Raw genomic sequence first — 16,706 nt, forward strand, 5'->3', positions numbered from 1 at the left:
CGGGACCGGGCCACGGATCCCGCCATCGGCCCACGCACCCGCTTCCGCCGGTCACATCGGGCGAGCGCCGCTTGCCCGCAAGATGCCGGCCCGACGGACCGGCGACCGGCGACCGGCGCCGGTCGGGCTACTCGGCCTCCCGCCCCCTGAGGGGCCGGCTCACCCGACCGGCCAGCCCGAGCCACACCACAGTGACCGCTTTATCCTTATTTATGTGCGGGCAGCGCCCCCCCGCGGCCGGGCCCGATCGTCGGCAGCTCCCACCCCCACGGAAAGGGCTCACCCATGCGGGTCTTCATCGTCGGCACAGGCAACATGGCGGGCGGCATCGCCACCCGCGCCCTGGCGGGCGGGCACCCGGTCCGGCTGATCGGTACGGATCCGGCCAAGGCCACGACACTCTCCGACGCCCTGGCCGAGCGGGTGGCCGGGGCCGATGTGGCGCCCGCCGTGCCGGACGCCGTCGGCGGGGCGGACGTGGTGGTGCTCGCCGTGCCGTTCGACGCGGCCAAGCAGGTCGTCCACGAGTACGGGGACCAGCTCGCCGGGAAGACCGTCGTCGACATCTCCAACCCGGTGGACTTCTCGACCCTCGACTCGCTCACGGTGCCCGCGGACAGCTCCGGCGCCCAGCAGATCGCGGCGGCCGCCGCACCCGGCACACGGGTGGTGAAGGCCTTCAACACCACGTTCGCGGGTGCCCTGGTCGCCGGCGAGGTCGGCGGGCTGCCGCTGGATGTGTTCATCGCGGGCGACGACGCGGCGGCCTGCGACCAGGTGGCCGAGCTGGCCTCCTCCGGCGGGCTCAACCCGGTGGTCGTCGGCGGCCTCCGCCACGCCCGCGAGCTGGAGGGCATCCAGTTGCTGCACATGGCCCTGCAGACACGGCCCGAGGGGCACGGCTGGATGAGCGCACTCAAGATCGTCGCCCCCTGAACCCGCCCTGGCCGGCACCGGCCCGTACGGCAGCAGCGTCGGCCCATGGTGCCGGGGAGACGGCCGAAGTCCTGGCGAACACCGCGTGGCACGCCCCGGCCCGTAGTACTTTCCCCACAACAGCCGTGACTCTGGGGGGAGTTACACATATGCACGGCACGACAAGCGGGTTCCACTACGGCGCGGTCACTCCAGTGGCCGCCTATCTGATGGCCTGTCTGGGCGGGGCCCTGGGGCTGCGCTGCATCGTACGGTCGCTCTACCACAACGGGCAGTCGTGGAAGCCCGGCTGGCTGGCGCTGGGGGCGGCCTCGATCGGCTGCGGCATCTGGACGATGCACTTCATCGCGATGATCGGTTTCCATGTCCAGGAGACCACGATCCGCTACGACGTGGGTCTGACGCTGCTCAGCCTGGCGGTGGCGATCGTAGTGGTCGGCATCGGCGTCTTCGCGGTCGGTTACCGGGGCGCGACCGCCGGACCGCTCTGGACGGCCGGTGTCATCACCGGGCTCGGCGTGGCGGCCATGCACTACCTGGGCATGGCCGCGCTCCGCTTTGACGGAACGATTCACTACGACCGGCTCACGGTCGTCCTCTCGGTGCTGATCGCGATCGCGGCGGCGACGGCCGCGCTCTGGGCGGCCGTGTCGATCCGGGGCTTCACGGCGAGCCTCGGCGCCAGCCTGGTGATGGGCCTGGCGGTGTCGGGCATGCACTACACCGCGATGGCGGCGGTGAGCGTCGATGTGCACCCGGCGTCCGTCACCGCCTGGTCGAGCGCGTCCCCGACCTCGCTGCTGCTGCCCATGCTGCTCGGCCCGGCCGTCTTCCTGCTGCTGGCCGGGGTGGTGGTGATGTTCGACCCGCTGCTGGTGCTGGGCGAGGGCGACCGGAACCGCCGGACGGCCGGGAAGCGCGGGCCCGCCGGACCGGCCCCGGCCGGGCCCGCGCAGGCGCCGGGCCGACGGGGTGGGCGGGGTGCGCATGGACCGCAGAACCGTTACCGCAGTGACGCGGTCCGCGCGAGCCGTGCCTCGGGTCCGGCCCGGCCCGGCCCGTCCGGCACCGACCTTCACCGGCCCGCGCCGGGCGGTACCACCCGCCCCGGCTCGCGGGCCCGGCGCAGGCCCGGCGGCCCGGATCCGTACGGCACCCCCACGGATCCCTACCAGTGGTGACCGCTCAGCTCGCCGCCCGGTCCTCCGTGGGCGCGGCGCGGTGGGTGAGCGGTGCGCGCAGTCCCAGGTGCTCACGGAGTGTCGTACCGGTGTAGGCCGTGCGGTAGACGCCCCGTTCCTGGAGTTCCGGGACGAGCAGGTCGACGATGTCGTCGAGGCCGTCGGGGATGAGGTACGGCGTGATGTTGAAGCCGTCGACTGCGCCGTGGCGGACGAAGTGGGCGAACTTGTCGGCGAGTCCGGACGGGGTGCCGACATGGCCGCGCTGCGGGCCGAGGGCGATGACGGTCTCGCGCAGCGACCAGCAGTTGGCCTCCGCCTTCTGGCGCCACTCGGCGGCCACCTTGCGGGGGTCGGCGATCCGGCGGGCGCCGAAGGAGCCGTCGTTCTCCTCGACGAGGGGGTCCTCGGCGGGCAGCGGCCCGTCGGCGTCGCGGTCGGACAGGTCGCGGTTCCACAGCAGTCCCGCGATGCTCAACGCTGTTGCCGGGGTGACCTGTTGAAGGCGCAGCCAGCGCTTCTTCTCCTGGGCCTCGGCCTCGGTGGCACCGATGATGATCTCGGTCCCCGGCAGGATGCGCAGGTCGTCATCGGGGCGCCCCGCGGCCCGCAACCGGCGCCGGACGTCGTCGGCGAAGGCAAGCGCGTCGTCGAAGTCGTTGCCGTGGGCGGAGAAGATGACGTCGGCGTTGCGGGCGGCGAAGTCCCGCCCCTCGCCCGAGTCGCCGGCCTGGAAGATCACCGGGTGGCCCTGTGCGCTGCGCGGCAGGGTCGGGGTCAGTTCGACGTCGAACTGCGTTCCCTTGTGGGCGACTTGGCGCACGGCTCCGGGTGTGGACCAGGCGGGGGCGTCGGTGGACCGGGCGATCGCGTCGTCCGCCCAGCCGTCCCAGAACGCGCGGGCCACCTCCAGGAACTCCCCGGCGCGCCGGTAGCGGTCGGCGTGGTCGAGGTAGCCGCCGCGCCGGAAGTTGGCGCCGGTCCAGGCGTTGTCGGTGGTGACGACGTTCCAGCCGGCCCGGCCGCCGGAGAGCAGGTCGAGTCCGGAGAGGCGGCGGGCGAGGTCGGCGGGTTCGTTGAAGGTGGTGTTGGAGGTGGAGACCAGGCCGATCCGGTCGGTGACGGCGGCGAGCGCGGCGAGCTGGGTGATGGCGTCCGGCCGGCCGGCGATGTCGAGTTCGTGGATCTGTCCGTCGACCTCCCGGAGTCTGAGTCCCTCGCCGAGGAAGAAGGCGTCGAACAGGCCGCGTTCGGCCGTCTGGGCGACCCGTCGGTAGGAGGCGGGATCGATCTGGGAGCCGCTGTCGGGGTGGGACCAGATCGTCCAGTGGTTGACGCCCTGGAAGAACACGCCGAAGTGCAGCTGGGCGTGCGGCCGGGGCACGTCGGTGGGGTCGGTGCGGGTCATCGGTTCTCCTCGCGGGGGCCAGCGGCGGCGAAGCGGTTGGCGGGGCGTTCCAGGCCCAGGGTGCTGCGCAGGGTGGTGCCGGGCAGCGGACGGGCGGCGACTCGGCGGTCGAAGAGGTCCGGCAGGACCAGCCGGGACAGCACGGGCAGGTCCTCGTCGAGGACGAGCGGACGCAGCCGGACGCCGTCGACGCTGTCCGCCAAGTCCTCGATCAGCGCGACCAGTTCAGCGGCCGGACCGATGTGCCGCAGCCGACCGTGGTCCGGCCAGGGCGCGTGCCGTTCCAGCGCGGCGACCCGCTCGGCGCCCGTGGCCTCGGGAGTGTCGAGGGCGACCTCGATCTCGGCGAGGACGCGGGGCGCGGTGATGGCCCGGGCGGCGGAGCGGACGGCCGTGAGGTCGGGCCCGTCGACCAGGGCGACGTCGAGCTGTTCCTGCGGTACGGCGCCGGGGCGGCCGAGGACGACGAGCTGTCCCTGGGGCGGGCGGGGCACGATGGCCGGTCCCTTGACCGCGTAGGTGTCGCCGGTGAAGTCGATGTAGTGCAGGCGCTCGCGGTCGAGGTAGCGGCCGGTGGCGACGGACCGGATGACGGCGTCGTCCTCCCAGGAGTCCCACAGCGCGCGTACCACCTCGACGCCGTCGCGGGACTCGCGGGTACGCCCGGCGGCGTCGCCGACGACTTCCCGTCCCCACGCCCGGGCGACCGCCGGATCCGTCTCCTCCCCCACGATCCACCCGGTCCGGCCGGCGGCGATGTGGTCGAGCGAGGCCAACTGGGAGGAGACGTGGAAGGGTTCGGCGTAGGTGAGCGGGACGACCGGCGCGACGGCGAGGGTGCTGGTGGCCGCGGCGACGAACGCCGCACGTTCGACCGCGCCGATCCGCCCGACGGGATCCGGTCCACTGCCGGGCGGCAGCAGGCCGTCCTCCAGGGTGAGCAGGGTGAACCCGGCGTTCTCCGCGGCGGCGGCCAGGCGGGTCAGCCGGCGCGGGGTGAGCAGTGCGTCGGGGGTGTGCGCGGCGCGGCGCCAGGCGGCGGGGTGGGCGCCTTCGCCGTCGGCCTCCAACGCGAGGCGCAGGGCAGGGGCGGACATACGGGATCCTTCCGGGACACGTGGAGAGGCCGCCGCCGGCAGGGGTGTGCCGACCGGCGCGGTTCAGGGACGCGTGGTCACCGACGCGAGGGTCAGTGGGAGGAGGAAGGACAGACGGCCGAGGCGGTCCGGCAGTAGTCGACGTGCCGGCGGGTGACGAGGCGCGCGCCCAGGGCGGCACCGCGCGGTGCCGTGCCAGGTACGTTCATCAGGGCCTCCACCCGTCCGGTACGAACCGTTTCACCCTAGGTCGCCCGCCCCCGATCATGTCAAGGGTGACTGGACGAGGTCCGGGAAGAGGGGTGCCGCCGGTCATGCGGGGGCTCTGTCGGCCGTACGGCGGGGCGGGGGTGTTCAGCGGGCGGCCGGCCGGAGCGGCTGCGCCGCCCGGAGTTCGGCCTCGCGACCAGAACTGGGCGCCGACCCCGCCGGCCCGCAGCCGGGGCAGGTCGGTGTGCAGCTCCGGGCGGTTCCCGTCGAGCCCCTCGGCGCTGCCTCCGGCGCGCCCGCGTTGGCCGACTTGAGGGTGAAGACGACGGTGGTGGGGTTCGAGGCGGCGACCGAGCCGAGGTTGTAGAGCAGCGAGGAGGGGCCGTTCTGGTCGGCGATCCTCAGCTCCCGGTCGAAGCTGAACTTGACGTCGGAGGAGGTCAGTTCATGGCCGTTGGCGAACTTCAGGCCCTTCTTCAGGGTGACCGTGTACTGCTTGGGCCCGGTCAGCTTGATGGCCGTGGCCAGGTCGGGGGTCGGCTCGGCCGAGCCGTTCTTCACGCTGAGGAGGGTCGAGTACACCTCGCTCTCGATCGTCCCGGAGCCCGCGTCCCAGGCGCCGGCCGGGTCGAGGCTGGTGACCTGGTCGGTGGTGCCGATGGTGAGCGAGGTGCCGGAGGCCGCCGTGCTGCCGTCCTTGCTGCTGGTGCGGCCGGTGAGGGTCAACAGGGCGGCCGCGCCGAGGGATACCACTGCCAAACCGGGGGTTCTGTCGCTGTGCCTGGCCATGAGGGATCTCTGTTTCCGCTTCGAGGGGAGCGCGAGCCAACCGCGCACCGTGGCAACCGCTCAAGGCTGAGGGCACGGCGCGTGCGCGAGATCGCGGGAATGGACTGCTGGGAGAGAGGCCAGCCGTGACAGAGAAATCTGGAGACCAGCAGCAGATCCACATGGCGCCGGGAGCACAGCACGAGGGAAGTCGCCACGCCGTCCTCCTGAGGTCCTGGCCGTCGTCGCGGCCACTGTGAACGCACTTGCAGAAACCGAAGAGATCCGCCGAGCCGTCACCTGGGGCACCCCACTGCGTCGAGGGTTGCCGTCCGGCCAGCCAGGGCTTGATCACCGGAACTCGTGGCTCGCGTTCACCGTAGATCGACGCGTCCTGCGACGTGAAGGGCGTCTCGAACGGGCCGAACGGGACGAACGGGTGCGGTCGTTGCGGCCGGCACGCCAAGGGTCCCGGGGCGCCAAGTCTCCGACAGGACCCCGTTGCTACGGTGCCCCGGTGTCTGACTCCTCACGCGATACCGCAGAAGGCGCCGGCTGGGGCTCGGCCGAACGCGGCGCCTACAAGCAACTGATGCCCGCGCACGTCGAGAAGATCTTCTGGTTCAACCCGAGGACCATGTGGGCCGCCCGCAACGGCGTGCTGGCCTCCTGGTTCGGCGACCCGACCGGCCGTACCCGCAGCCGCTGGGTGGCGCAGCGGGCGGCCGCCGGGGCACCCGCCGACAAGGTGATCCGGCGTCATGGGGCGGACCGCTTCTCGTTCATGGTGATCGGCGACACCGGTGAGGGCGACGACTCCCAGTACGCCGTCGTGCCGGGCTTTCTGAAGGTGGGCCAGGACACCGACTTCGCGGTGATCGCGAGCGACGTGATCTATCCGGTCGGAACCACCGACGACTACGGCACCAAGTTCTTCCGCCCCTACCAGGACTATCCGGCGCCGATCTACGCGATACCCGGCAACCACGACTGGTACGAGGACCTCGGCGCGTTCATGCGGGTCTTCTGCGACGACGCCCCGCAACTCCCGCCCGAGCCGAAGCCCCGCCCGCTGACCGGTGCGTGGTGGCGCGCCCTGCTCTGGCACCGTCCCCGCCCGACGGACGAGCAACTCCTTGCAAACGCACGGAAGTTGCGTGCCACTCAGGAGCAGGCGGCCGTACAGCCCGGCCCCTACTGGGCCATCGACGCCGGGCCGGTCCGGATCGTCGGCATCGACACCGGTCTGCTCGGCACGATCGACGCCGAACAGGGCGCCTGGCTCCGTGAGGTGTCCCAGGGACCCCGCCCGAAGATCCTGGTCACCGGTTCCCCGCTGTACGTGGACGGCGAGCACCACCCCTGCTCCATCGAGGGCGGCGGCACGGTCGACGACATCGTCCGCGACCCGGCCCACCACTACGTGGCGGCGATCGGCGGCGACATCCACAACTACCAGCGCTACCCCGTGGACGTGGACGGCCGCACCATCCAGTACGTGGTCGCGGGCGGCGGCGGTGCCTTCATGCACGCCACCCACACCATCCCCCCGGTCTCGATCGCGAACGTCACCGAGGACGACTTCCGCTGCTATCCGCTGCGCGGCGACTCCCTCGCCTTCTACAGCCGGCTGTACGGCCACAGGCTGCGACTGCGCCGCTTCTTCACGCTCACCGAGGCCGAGGCCACGGCCGTGATCGCCGAGCGCCTCGGCATCAGGCCCGGCCGCGCTCCCGGCCTGGACACCCGGGTCACCCGTCGGACCCGGCTGGTCGCGAGCCTGCTCGGCACCGGCAGCCGCCCGGACAGCGCCCCGCGCTTCCGGCTGCCCGTGAAGAAGATCTACACCCAGCTGTTCTCACCGGGCTCGCCCAGCTACACCCCGCCGTTCTTCAAGTGCTTCCTGCGCCTCGACGTCACGCCGGAGGCCGTACGGCTGCGCTGCTTCGCCGCCACCGGGAACCGCCCGCAGGAGCTGGACCCGCCGGTCGAGGACGAGATCACCATCCCCCTGCGCTGATCACACTCCCGCAATGTTCGGGTGCCACAATCGGGGCAGAACTGACGTACGACCGCTGGAGGACCCGTGCCGTCCACCCCCCGCCCCCTGCGCAGACTGGGCTTCCTCACCATCGGCCTGTTCGACGGGGCGGATCCGGGCAGGGGCCACGAGTCCACGCTGGAGATCATCGAACTCGGCGAGCGCCTGGGCTTCGACAGCGCCTGGGTGCGCCATCGGCACCTCCAGTACGGCATCTCGTCCCCGATCGCCGTCCTCGCGGCGGCCTCCCAGCGCACGAGCCGTATCGAACTCGGCACCGCGGTGATCCCGCTGGGCTGGGAGAACCCGCTGCGGCTCGCGGAGGACCTGGCGACCGTCGACATCCTGTCCGGCGGCCGCCTCAACCCCGGCGTGAGCGTGGGCCCGCCCATGCACTACGAGCAGGTCAAGGAGGCCCTCTACCCGGACACGGCCGACAGCGAGGACTTCAGCTACGAGCGGGTGCGCCGGCTGCTGGACTTCGTGCGCGGCAAGCCGGCCACCGACTTCAGCGGGGTGGAGGGCATCGAGGTGTTCTCCGACAGGGTGCAGCCGCAGTCCCCCGGTCTCGGGCAGCGGCTCTGGTACGGCGGCGGCAGCCTGGGCTCGGCCCGCTGGGCGGGCGAGCACGGGATGAACTTCCTGACCAGCAGTGTCGTCAGGGCCGGGGACCCGGACGGCCCGACCGACTTCGCCGAGATCCAGCTCTCGCACATCCGCGAGTTCCGCGCCCACCACCCCGACGGCGACGCGGCCCGGGTCTCCCAGGGCCTGGTCGTCATCCCCACCGACTCCGCCACGCCCGAGCAGCGTGCCAAGTACGGGGCGTACGCGGCGGGGCGCCTGGCCCGCACCACGGCCCCGCAGGGCCCGGGCCGTCTGCTGTTCGCACCGGACCTGGTCGGCACCTCGGCCGAGCTCGCCGAACGGCTTCACGCGCACGCCGGGTTCCGCGAGGTGGACGAGGTGGCCTTCGCGCTGCCGTTCACGTTCGAGCACGAGGACTACGTCCAGATCCTCACGGACATGGCGACCCGCCTCGGCCCTGCGCTGGGCTGGCGCCCCGGGTCCGCCGGCTGAGTCACCAGCGGCCCGCCTCCGTGCCGGTCACCGGCTCCGACGGCTTGCCGTCCACGCCGACCGGCACCTCGCCGTGCAGCATCACCCGGTGCATGACCCGGGGGAAGCCGAGGTGGGCGTTGTCGCTGGGCGCGAGATGGATGGTGGCCCGGTTGTCCCAGAAGGCGACGCTGCCCGGCTCCCAGCGGAAGCGGACCGTGTACTCGGGCCGTACGGCCTGTTCCAGGAGCATCTCCAGCAGAGCGGCGCTCTCCGGCCGGGAGACGTCGGCGATCTGCTCGACGTAGTAGCCGTTGACGTACAGCACCCGCTCGCCGGTCTCCGGGTGGACACGCACCAGCGGGTGCACCGAGGCCACCTGATGGTCCAGCAGGTGGCGGAGGTAGGAGTCGTCGCCTGGGCGGGGCTGGTAGCCGACGCCGAGCCGGTGTTCGGCGCGCAGTCCGTCGACGAAGGCGCGCACGGGCTCGGAGAGTCCGGCGTAGGCGGCGGCGAGGTTGGCCCAGGTGGTGTCGCCGCCGTACGGCGGGACGGTCTCGGCGCGCAGGATCGTCGCGGCCGGCGGGTCGATCCGGGCGCCGTGGTCGCAGTGCCAGCCGCGCAGCAGGGTGTGCCTGCGCCTCTGGAGCCACTCCTCGTGCTCCATCGCGAACCGTCCGCCCAGCTCCAGCCGGTCGGCGGTGGTCTCCACCTCGGGGAAGCCTGCGGGTGAGGCGCTGCCGCGCCGCCCCAGGGCGACCGGCTCACCGAACCGACGGGCGAAGGCCACATGCCCGGCATGGTCCAGCCGCTGCCCCCGGAAGAAGACGACCTTCCAGCGCAGCACGGCCTCCCGGATCACCGCGACCACGGCGTCGTCGAGGTCCTGGGTGAGGTCGACCCCGGTGATCTCGGCGCCGATGTGCCCGGCGACGGGGCTCACCGCGACCGTCTGGTTCCCTGTGCTGTTTCCCGTCGTCATACACGCTCCGCTGGTCGTCGGTACCGGCCACTGGAGAAGTACCCCGGCACGAGACGCGCTGATGCACCGGGCACTCCTGCATCCGGAGGCACGTGGATGGCGAGCGGGTGGATCACCACGGACGATGATCTCGAAAACCCCTGGTCGCAGAGAGTCTGGTCCGCTGTGAACCGCGAAGGAGACACCCGTGAAAACCATCGGCACAGACCAGCAGGTGGCCGCGTGAACCTTCGCAAGAACTCGCGGGACACCTCGCGTCAACGGGCGCAAAAAGCTCTGGCGAACTCCAGACAGTCGCACGCGTACCTGGTGTCGGTCCTGCTGGTCCTCCTGCTCACGACCGCAGCGCTGGGTTATTTCGGTATCAGGGACCTGACCAGCGCCTTCACCTTTCCCGGTCGCCTCACCGGTGCGGTGCTCGTCGCGGTCGCCTTCATCTCGTTCCTGGGTACCGCCGCGCTCGTGGACCACTGGCTGTTCGGGACTTTCCCCCACTCCGGCCCGGTAGCCCTGCTCGGCGCGTTCGCGGCTCTACTGACCAACTTGGCGCTTTTCTTCGACCTGCTGAGCAATGCCGATTCAAGACGTTGGATGGCGTTTTTCGGTGCGCTCACCTTGGGCTCGGCATGGGCCGTCTTCGTCGTATGGCGGACAAAGATCGTGATTCCCGCCCCCAAGCGGGTGGCCACGGCGCTGATCGCCACCACCATCATCGCGGTGGGTAATTTCGGCTACCAGAATCTCTACCTGCCGTCACGAGTCGAGGTCAGGCCCATCATCAAGATCAGCATGGACAGTCCGGTGACGAGCAAGGGCCACAACTCATTCGCCATCCCGGTCACCATCTCCTTCGAGAACCACAGCAATGAGAGTTTCAACGTGCTCGGCACGGAATTCCACGCCATGGCGCAACGCGTGCCGCTGAGTCCGACGGACCAGCTCCGCCAGAAGTGGCGGACCGAAGCCAGTCAGTGGACCACATTCGAGCGGACGAACCCGCTGTCCCGCAGAGAGATGCACCAGCCGGGTGACCTGGTGGAAGCCCAGCCATGGATGCCCTACGGAGGACCGATCGGAGCGAACGACATCGTCACCGCCCGAATCATCGTGCAACTGCCCATGAACACGCCGTACGACCAAGTGGCCTTCTATGCCAGCGCACACATCGCACGCGCGGACCGGGTGTCCCTGGACCAACTCAAGCCCGCCCCCAAGGAATACAGCTGGCTTGGCGGCAAGCTGCCCGAATGGATGAAGCGTCAGAAGAATTACGACTCCATCATCTACGAGACCGACCTTCAAGAAAACAACGCCATTGACGCCGAAACGAGAAACCCCCGGCACCTAACCGTGTATTGGCAGTTCAGCCTGCACGGCGCAGACATTCTGGAAACCATCACGGCACTGGGCAAGGACGAGTCCCAGAAAACGACGGAAGACCGGTACGGTGTCGACACCATCCAGACGGGCCCGATCGAACGCACCCTGTGGGACATCAAGAGCCGGCAATGACCGGCACGGCCACCACAGGTGCCGCTGAACGCCGGTCCCCCAGCCTCTCCAGCCACCCCACCAGGGCCAGCGAGCCGTTCATCCGGTCCCAGGAGTACGAGTCGCCCAGGCCCAGTTGGGCCTCGTGCACCGCACGGCACAGGGTGTCGATGTCGAACATCTCGGCTGTGAGCGGATGGCGTGCGGAGCGGCAGAGGTCGATGAGTTCGTCTCCGTGTGCCCGCAGGCCGCGGACGTAGAGGTCGTTGAAGGGGATCTTGGCCACCCGGTCGTGTATCCGGGGCGGGAGCAGATCCGCCATGGCCTCGCGCAGCACCGCCTTCGGACGGCCCGCTCGCAACGCGGCTGCCGCGGAGCGGTGCCGCATCGTCGTGATCACCTCCGGGTCGAGGAAGGGGTGCGAGAGGAAGAACCCGTGCCGCGGTGCGTAGCGCCAGGACAACGGGTCAGGAGCGGCGAGGTAGTTGGCCGCGTCGTAGAGGGACTGTTCCGGCCGGCTCCCGAACATGAAGCGGCTCTCGGCGATGCTTGCCGCGCGGTAGCCGTGAGCCCGCGCGAATCCGGGGCGCAGCCAGGGCGGGCGGGTGAAGTTGCCGAGGCCTGCGAGTACCGTTCCGCGACGGGTGAGCCTGGAGATCCGTTCGGCGGCCAGTGGCAGCGTCGGCTGCACGACATGTGCGCGGACTATCTCCCGTACCCCCCGTTGCCCGACGGCCGCATGCGCGCGTGCCTGCCTGCGCAGTTCCCGGAGCTGTCCGGAGCGGGCCAGCCGGTGCAGGTGCAGCGGGTTCGCGTCCACGACCGGATCGGCTCCGCAACCGGTCAGGAGTGTGTCGCAGCCCAGGTCCGCCGCCGCGGCATGCAGTCTGCTCCAGAACGGAGCGCGGAAGGCGTGGGCGTGCGGCTCGTCCGGATCTCCCGCGTGGTGCCGGAAATCGTCGAAGTCTGCCACGTCGTCCGCGTCGACGATCAGCGGACGGGCCGCCGGCGCGTGCCGGCGGACCGCCTCGACCGCCTCGTCGAGGTACGGCCGCTCCCCGGCCAGCTCTCCCCCGCCGAAGCGCCCGGCGAGCAGGACCAGGTCCGCGGAGGGGTTCTCTTGCGCAGCAAGCAGGCGGGCCGCGAGCAGCGCGACGCTGGTGGAGTCGGTGCCGCCCGAGACATGGCATGCGGTCATGCTGCCGAGGCGCCGGCCGACGGCATGTTCCAGGGCGCGCCGCAGGTCCTGGCCGGCCTCGCTGGGGCGGGATCCGTCCGTCGTCGAGCCCCCCTCCCGAGTGGTGCGGTGCACATGCCGGCCCCGCATCGCCCCGGTGGCCGAGAGCTCCACCACCTCGGCGCCGAGGACACGGCGCACGCCCGCGAACGGGCTCAGTTCCGAGTGCGGTTGGGCCATGTTCCCGGTCAGGTAACGGCAGAGGTAACGGGGATCCAGGTCCTCGGCGTCGCCCAGGCCGCGCGCCGAGGTGCTCGCGGCGGTCACCCGGCCGCCGGACTCTCTGAAGAACAGCGGGATGCGCGCCTGCTCGTCCCGCATCAGCAGTACGCGGTCGCGGTACACCAGGACGGCGGCGAAGTCACCGGCCGGGAGCCGCGGTTCGGCTCCCGGCCGGCCGAAGGTGTCGAGTAGGGCGTGCGCGCCCGCCAGGCGGTCGTGGACCGAGCCGACCCAGCCGACGACCGCCGCGGTGCCGGCGGGTGAGGAGACCGTCGTCACGAGTCCCTGTCGGACCATGGCTTCGGCGGCCCGGAGTTTCACCGCACCGCCGGACCATTCGAGCCGGAGCGCTTCCATGTCACCCGCTTCCGCTGCCGATCGAGAGCACCGGCGTGAAGGCGTGCCCTCGCGGATCGGCGGCCGGGATGCACAGTCCGGCCGCGGACGTCCAGGCGTGCAGGGCGAACGGGTGCTCACGGACACCGACGTGCAGCGTGGCCTCGAACCCGCACCGCCGCAGCAGAACGAACGCCGTCACGGCCTCGGCCTTGCAGTCGTCGTCGACGATCCAGCTTCTGCGGCCGTGTGTCTGGACCGCTCGTTTCAACCGTGCGACGTCCTGCGCGGGAGGTGTGTCCGCGCGGGCGTAGCCGGGAGCGGACAACGGCAGCAGCCGAAGGACGCGTCCGAAGCCCAGCGTGCGGATCAGCAGGTGCACGCTGCGGAGCCAGAGCCCTATTTCGGCGTCCGCATACGCCTTTCGGCGGGGCGTCGCGCATCCGGCTCGGACGAGAGCGGTGAGAAGTTCCGCGCGTTCCTCCGCGGTTCCGTCGGCGAACTTCTGGACGTCGGGCGACGACATTCCCAGAAAGCGCGTCCTTCTCCAGTCGGCGATGAGCGCTCCGCCGGACAATCGGGTGACGCGGCAATGAGGTGAAAGGATTCGCGTGATGGCCACGAGGGCATCGGTGTCCTGAGCCACCGCGCCTCCTCCCATTCCACGGGTGCAGGCGGGTCAGGACTGGTATCCGTGACCGTCGTAGTCACCGCCGCTGAAACCCCGGATCAGACGGCCGTTGCCGAGAAGGAAAAGGCCGTGCGGCATACGGCGCCGCAGGAATCGGATCAACATCGCCTACCTCCAGAATCGGGTGGCGTCGATCATGTCCAGGCTACTCTGCGCCCAACGCCGCGCAACCGCTCGCCTTTTCCCTGACGCTGGAGGGACGGCGCAGTCGAGGGAAGGTCCCATCGTGACAAGCATTCCGGTGTACATGCTCAACGACGACACGACGATTCCCGCCGTCGGCCTGGGCACCTGGCCGATGGACGACACGCAGGCCGAGCAGGCCGTTCGGCACGCGCTCGAGGCCGGTTACCGGCTCGTGGACACGGCGGTGAACTACCGCAACGAGACCGGGGTCGGCCGGGGTGTCACAAGCAGTGGCGTCCCCCGTGACGAGGTGGTGGTGACGACGAAGCTGCCGGGCCGCCACCACGGCTACGAGGAGACCCTCGCCTCCTTCGAGGAGTCCCGGCAGCGGCTGGGGCTGGAGTACGTGGACCTGTATCTGATCCACTGGCCCAACCCGCGGGTCGGCAAGTACGTCGACTCGTGGAAGGCGATGATCAAGCTGCGGGAGGAAGGTCTCGTGCGGTCGATCGGCGTCTCCAACTTCACCGAGGAGCACCTGGCGCGGCTGGAGAAGGAGACCGGGGTGCTGCCGTCGGTGAACCAGGTGGAGCTGCATCCGCTGTTCCCGCAGGAGGAGTTGCGCGCCTTCCACGCCGGGAAGGGCATCGTCACCGAGAGCTGGAGCCCGCTCGGTCAGGACGGCCGGCTGCTGCGTGACCCTGCCGTCGTCACTGTGGCGGAGGCGCTCGGTGTGACACCGGCGCAGGCGGTCCTGCGCTGGCATGTCCAGCTCGGCGCCGTGGCGATCCCGAAGTCGGCCGATGCCGGGCGGCAGCGCGCGAACCTCGACGTCTTCGGGTTCCGGCTGGGTGCCGCCCAGATGGCGGCGATCTCGGAGCGGGTCCCCCAGCGGCTGGGCGGCGACCCGGACAGCCACGAGGAGTTCTGAGCGGTCACTCCTCCACGCGCTCCTGGGGAGCCTCCTGCCCCGTCCCGGCCCCGGTCCCGGTCCCGGTCGCGGTCGCGGTCGCGGTCGCGGTCGCGGTGAGGCTCCCGAGGATGTCGAGCAGCTCGGCGTCGCGGCTGCCGGGTTCGGCGTGGAAGACGACGAGGGAGAGGCCGTCGGTGCCGTCCATGGTCAGTTTGTCCGAGTGCAGTTCCAGGTCGCCGACGAGCGGGTGGGTCAGGTGGCTCACCCGGCCGCGCAGGGGCCGCACCTCGTGCCGGGCCCACAGGGTGCGGAAGCGTTCGCTGTGCAGCGAGAGGTCGCCGACCAGGTCGCGCAGGTGCGGGTCGTCGGTGTCGCCTCCGGCGTAGGCGCGCAGGGTGGCCACGCCCTCCCGGGTGAGGTCGTCCCAGTCGCGGCGCAGCTCCCGCTCCGCGGGGTCGAGGAAGACGGCCCGCATCAGGTTGACACCGGGCCGGTAGTTCGGGGACAGCGCGGTGCACAGCGCGTTGGCGGCCAGGCAGTCCCGGTAGCGGTTCTGGACGTAGGCGGGGTTGCGGGTCCAGCCGTCGATGAGCTGCAGGATGCTGGCCGGCACCTGTTCGGGCCGGTGCGATGCCCCGGCCCGCCTGGCCTGCCGCACGCCGGCGGGGCGGTCCTGGGCCAGGCCGAGGAGGTGGGCGGTGGCGTCGGCGTCCAGGCCGAGCACGCCGGCGATGGCTTCCAGCACCTGCACGGAGGGGTTGCGGTCGCGGCCCTGCTCCAGCCGCAGGTAGTAGTCGGAACTGATGCCGGCGAGCATCGCGACCTCCTCGCGGCGCAGCCCCGGCACCCGGCGCAGCCCCCCGCCCGGCAGCCCCACGTCCGCGGGCCGGACCAGCGCCCGGCGGGCCCGCAGGAACTCACCGAGTGCGTTCGAACCGTCCACGCCCCCACCCTACGGTCCGGCTCCGTGCGGTGCCTGGTCCCCGCACTCCCAGGAACACCGGGGCTTAGCCATGGCGCGCGCGACCCGCGCAGGCTGGACGAGGAAGACAACGAAGACGACGAGGACGGGGCACCGGGCCGTACCGGTGGCCCCCGGAAGACCGTGAGAGGCACCCCATCATGACCGCACAGCTCGCCGGAACCCTGACCCCGGCCGACGGCCTGACCCTGACCCGCGTCGGTTACGGCGCCATGCAGCTGGCAGGACCCCATGTCTTCGGGCCGCCGAAGGACCGTGCCCGGGCCGTCGCGGTGCTGCGTGCCGCGGTGGAGGCGGGCATCACACACATCGACACCGCCGACTTCTACGGGCCCGTGGTCGTCAACGAGATCATCAGGGAGGCCCTGCGCCCCTACCCGGAGGACCTGCGCATCGTCACCAAGGTGGGCGCCCGGCGCACCGCCGACGGCGACTGGATCATGATGCGGCACCCCGAGGACCTGAAGGCGCAGGTGTACGACAACCTGCGGAACCTCGGTGTGGAGGCCCTGGACGTGGTCAATCTGCGTCTGGGAGACATGGACACGCCGAACGAGGACCCGATCGCCGACCAGTTCGGCGCGCTGGCCGAGCTGCGCGAGGCGGGTCTGATCCGGCACCTGGGGCTGAGCACGGCCTCCACACGGCAGCTGGCCGAGGCGCAGGGGATCGCGCCGGTGGTCACCGTCCAGAACATGTACAACCTGGCCAACCGGCGGGACGACGCCCTGGTCGAGCGGACCGCAGCCCAGAACATCGCCTTCGTGCCGTACTTCCCGCTCGGCGGTTTCAGCCCGCTGCAGTCCGAGACGCTGACGAAGGTCGCCGAGCGGCTCGGGGCCGCGGCGCAGCAGGTGGCGCTGGCCTGGCTGCTGCAGCGCTCCCCGAACATCGCGCTGATCCCGGGCACCTCCTCGCCGGAGCACCTGCGGGAGAACATCGCGGCCGCCGCGCTGGTGCTGCCCGAGGACGCGGTCTGCGAACTGGACGGGATCGGGCAGCAGACCGCAGGCTGAGAGCGGGGCC

At 71.2% G+C, this 16,706-nt stretch carries 15 protein-coding genes, 1 pseudogene and 1 riboswitch; of the genes and pseudogenes, 8 read left to right on the forward strand and 8 right to left on the reverse strand.

From position 1 onward, the window contains the following. Window positions 1-285: 285 nt before the first annotated feature. The gene (locus EDD90_RS01575) at window positions 286-936 is read left to right on the forward strand and encodes an NADPH-dependent F420 reductase (RefSeq protein WP_123971365.1); all 651 of its coding nucleotides are present in this window, start codon (window positions 286-288) and stop codon (window positions 934-936) included. A gap of 149 nt (window positions 937-1,085) precedes the next feature. Then, complete coding sequence (locus tag EDD90_RS01580; protein ID WP_123971366.1) at window positions 1,086-2,117, forward strand: MHYT domain-containing protein; 1,032 nt, start codon at window positions 1,086-1,088, stop codon at window positions 2,115-2,117. A gap of 4 nt (window positions 2,118-2,121) precedes the next feature. On the opposite strand, the gene EDD90_RS01585 is transcribed toward EDD90_RS01580, so the two are convergent. From EDD90_RS01585 to EDD90_RS01595, 4 genes and pseudogenes are all read right to left on the reverse strand, one after another. Then, on the reverse strand, window positions 2,122-3,525 hold the full coding sequence (locus EDD90_RS01585) for an NtaA/DmoA family FMN-dependent monooxygenase (RefSeq protein ID WP_123971367.1): 1,404 nt from the start codon (window positions 3,523-3,525) through the stop codon (window positions 2,122-2,124). Further along, window positions 3,522-4,622 carry an LLM class flavin-dependent oxidoreductase gene (locus EDD90_RS01590; protein WP_123971368.1) on the reverse strand — a complete coding sequence of 367 codons (1,101 nt, stop codon included), beginning with the start codon at window positions 4,620-4,622 and terminating at the stop codon, window positions 3,522-3,524. The genes EDD90_RS01585 and EDD90_RS01590 overlap by 4 nt, the downstream gene beginning before the upstream one ends. A 92-nt stretch (window positions 4,623-4,714) precedes the next feature. Further along, window positions 4,715-4,831 (reverse strand): putative leader peptide, encoded by a 117-nt coding sequence (locus EDD90_RS58485; RefSeq protein WP_311737194.1) that lies wholly within the window; start codon window positions 4,829-4,831, stop codon window positions 4,715-4,717. 349 nt (window positions 4,832-5,180) lie between these two features. Beyond that, a pseudogene (locus EDD90_RS01595) lies at window positions 5,181-5,621 on the reverse strand (ABC transporter substrate-binding protein); the annotation flags it as partial. Between the two features lie 236 nt (window positions 5,622-5,857). After that, window positions 5,858-5,969, reverse strand: a riboswitch (SAM riboswitch). A 148-nt stretch (window positions 5,970-6,117) separates the two neighbouring features. Between EDD90_RS01595 and EDD90_RS01600 the strand changes: the two are divergent. After that, entirely contained in the window at window positions 6,118-7,620 is a 1,503-nt protein-coding gene (locus EDD90_RS01600; RefSeq protein WP_123971370.1) for a metallophosphoesterase, read from the forward strand. A 66-nt stretch (window positions 7,621-7,686) separates the two neighbouring features. Beyond that, window positions 7,687-8,721, forward strand: coding sequence for an LLM class flavin-dependent oxidoreductase (locus tag EDD90_RS01605; protein WP_123971371.1), 1,035 nt, complete (start codon window positions 7,687-7,689; stop codon window positions 8,719-8,721). A gap of 1 nt (window position 8,722) precedes the next feature. Here the strand turns inward: EDD90_RS01605 and EDD90_RS01610 are convergent, their stop codons facing one another. Next, on the reverse strand, window positions 8,723-9,682 hold the full coding sequence (locus EDD90_RS01610; protein WP_123971372.1) for a TauD/TfdA family dioxygenase: 960 nt from the start codon (window positions 9,680-9,682) through the stop codon (window positions 8,723-8,725). Between the two features lie 222 nt (window positions 9,683-9,904). On the opposite strand from EDD90_RS01610, the gene EDD90_RS01615 reads away from it, so the two are divergent. Further along, window positions 9,905-11,194 carry a hypothetical protein gene (locus EDD90_RS01615; protein ID WP_260327517.1) on the forward strand — a complete coding sequence of 430 codons (1,290 nt, stop codon included), beginning with the start codon at window positions 9,905-9,907 and terminating at the stop codon, window positions 11,192-11,194. Here the strand turns inward: EDD90_RS01615 and EDD90_RS01620 are convergent. Beyond that, complete coding sequence (locus tag EDD90_RS01620) at window positions 11,178-12,989, reverse strand: asparagine synthase-related protein (protein ID WP_123971373.1); 1,812 nt, start codon at window positions 12,987-12,989, stop codon at window positions 11,178-11,180. The two genes, EDD90_RS01615 and EDD90_RS01620, sit on opposite strands and share 17 nt — an antisense overlap. 1 nt (window position 12,990) lies before the next feature. After that, entirely contained in the window at window positions 12,991-13,494 is a 504-nt protein-coding gene (locus EDD90_RS01625; RefSeq protein WP_260327518.1) for a lasso peptide biosynthesis B2 protein, read from the reverse strand. A gap of 168 nt (window positions 13,495-13,662) precedes the next feature. Here EDD90_RS01625 and EDD90_RS55045 point away from each other — a divergent pair, with 168 nt between their 5' ends. Next, window positions 13,663-13,848 carry a hypothetical protein gene (locus tag EDD90_RS55045; protein ID WP_185148864.1) on the forward strand — a complete coding sequence of 62 codons (186 nt, stop codon included), beginning with the start codon at window positions 13,663-13,665 and terminating at the stop codon, window positions 13,846-13,848. A 37-nt stretch (window positions 13,849-13,885) separates the two neighbouring features. Further along, complete coding sequence (locus EDD90_RS01630; RefSeq protein WP_123971375.1) at window positions 13,886-14,716, forward strand: aldo/keto reductase; 831 nt, start codon at window positions 13,886-13,888, stop codon at window positions 14,714-14,716. 4 nt (window positions 14,717-14,720) lie between these two features. Here the strand turns inward: EDD90_RS01630 and EDD90_RS01635 are convergent, their stop codons facing one another. Next, on the reverse strand, window positions 14,721-15,641 hold the full coding sequence (locus tag EDD90_RS01635) for a helix-turn-helix domain-containing protein (protein WP_123971376.1): 921 nt from the start codon (window positions 15,639-15,641) through the stop codon (window positions 14,721-14,723). A 179-nt stretch (window positions 15,642-15,820) separates the two neighbouring features. Between EDD90_RS01635 and EDD90_RS01640 the strand changes: the two genes are divergently transcribed. Further along, complete coding sequence (locus EDD90_RS01640) at window positions 15,821-16,696, forward strand: oxidoreductase (protein WP_123971377.1); 876 nt, start codon at window positions 15,821-15,823, stop codon at window positions 16,694-16,696. Window positions 16,697-16,706 lie beyond the last annotated feature (10 nt).

It is taken from the genome of Streptomyces sp. Ag109_O5-1 (assembly GCF_003814875.1).
Lineage (GTDB): Bacteria > Actinomycetota > Actinomycetes > Streptomycetales > Streptomycetaceae > Streptomyces > Streptomyces sasae.